Source organism: Sphingomonas sp. FUKUSWIS1, from assembly GCF_000733135.1.
Taxonomy (GTDB): Bacteria; Pseudomonadota; Alphaproteobacteria; order Sphingomonadales; family Sphingomonadaceae; genus Sphingomonas; species Sphingomonas aerolata.
This window is the reverse complement of record NZ_JPJC01000084.1, coordinates 1-1,641: the sequence shown is the minus strand read 5'-3', so window position 1 is coordinate 1,641 and position 1,641 is coordinate 1. Positions and strand designations below refer to the sequence as shown.

General features: G+C 69.8%; 2 protein-coding genes. One reads left to right on the top strand and one right to left on the bottom strand.

What is annotated here, in order from left to right; genetic code table 11:
* Positions 1-136 precede the first annotated feature (136 nt).
* Positions 137-1,408, bottom strand: coding sequence for a phosphoribosylamine--glycine ligase (gene purD / locus sphsw_RS06155; protein ID WP_031439833.1), 1,272 nt, complete (start codon positions 1,406-1,408; stop codon positions 137-139).
* Between purD and sphsw_RS06150 the strand changes: the two genes are divergently transcribed.
* Positions 1,407-1,641: exodeoxyribonuclease VII large subunit (locus tag sphsw_RS06150; protein WP_042466660.1), on the top strand; the 235-nt coding region annotated here is incomplete at its 3' end. The two genes, purD and sphsw_RS06150, sit on opposite strands and share 2 nt — an antisense overlap.

The following is a 1,641-nucleotide window of genomic DNA, read 5'->3' as shown; positions in this document are numbered from 1 at the left end:
CATTTGCCTATAGTAGCGGGGTGGGTCGGGGGGGGCGAGACTTAATGCGCGTTGGGGGTGGTATCAGTGGCGTTGCGTTTGGGGATGCGCCCCACCCCAACCCCTCCCCTGAAGGGGAGGGGCTTTTTGCTTTGGGTCAGCGGGTGAGTTCGCGCCAGCCTATGTCGCGGCGGTAGAAGCCTTCTGCGAAATCGATCGCCTCGACCGCGCGGTAGGCGTTGGCCTGGGCGGAGGCGAGGTCGTCGCCGGTGGCGGTGACCGCGAGGACGCGGCCGCCCGCGGCGACGAGGCCGCCATCCTCGAGCCGGGTGCCGGCGTGGAAGACGGTGCCGCCTGCCGCGCGCGCCGAATCGAGGCCGATGATCGCGCCGCCTGCCTTTGGCGTGCCGGGATAGCCCTTGGCCGCCATCACCACGGTGAGCGCGGTGGCGGCGCTAAAGCGGGCGGGGGGGAGGTCGGCGAGGCGACCTTCTGCGACCGCGAGCATCGTCGCGATCAGGTCGCCCTCGAACCGCATCATCAGCACCTGCGTCTCGGGATCGCCGAAGCGCGCGTTATATTCGATGAGCTTGGGGCCCTGCGCGGTGAGCATGAGGCCGGCATAGAGGACGCCGCTGAACGGGATCCCGTCCGCCGCCATCGCCGCGACGGTGGGGGCGACGATCTCGTCGAGCGCGCGCTGTTCGAGCGCGGCGGTGAGCACGGGGGCGGGGCTGTAGGCGCCCATGCCGCCGGTATTGGGGCCGGTATCGCCCTCGCCGACGCGCTTGTGATCCTGCGCCGAGCCGAACGGCATCAGCGTGGTGCCGTCGGTGAGGACGAAGAGGCTCGCCTCCTCGCCTTCGAGGAATTCCTCGATCACCGCCTCCGCCTCGCCGTCCGCGAACAGCGCGTCGAGCGCGGCATCGGCTTCGGCGCGGGTGAAGGCGATGACGACGCCCTTGCCCGCGGCGAGCCCGTCGGCCTTGATGACCACGGGCAGCGAGAAGGTGCGGGTGAGCGCGACGTCGGCGTCGGCGCGGCTCGCGACGCGGACATAGCCCGCGGTCGGGATGCCGGCGCGCGCGCACAGATCCTTGGTGAAGCCCTTCGACCCTTCGAGCTGGGCGGCGGCCTTTGACGGACCGAAGACGGGGATGGCGGCGGCGCGCAGGCTATCGGCGAGGCCGTCGACGAGCGGCGCCTCGGGGCCGATCACGACGAGGCCGATGGCCTTTTCGCGGACGAAGGCGACGACCGACGCGTGATCCGTCGCATCGAGACGCACGAGCGTCGCAAGGCTGGCAATGCCGGGGTTGCCCGGCGCGGCATAGAGCGTATCGAGGCCTGGAGAAAAGCTGGCCGATTGCACCAGCTTCCACGCGAGCGCATGTTCGCGGCCCCCCGAGCCCAACAGCAGGACGTTCATGCCCGATCCCTTTTCCGATGACGTCGTGTCCAGCGACATGCTGGCGAGCGATATGGGGCGGCTGGTAGCCGAGCCGGTCGCCGGCGACAACGCACTCGCCATGTCGGTCGGCGAACTCGCGTTCAAGCTGAAGCGGATGGTCGAGGGCGAATTCGGCCATGTCCGCCTGCGCGGCGAGATTTCGGGATGGAAGCGCGTCGCGTCGGGGCATTGCTACATGGCGCTGAAGGACG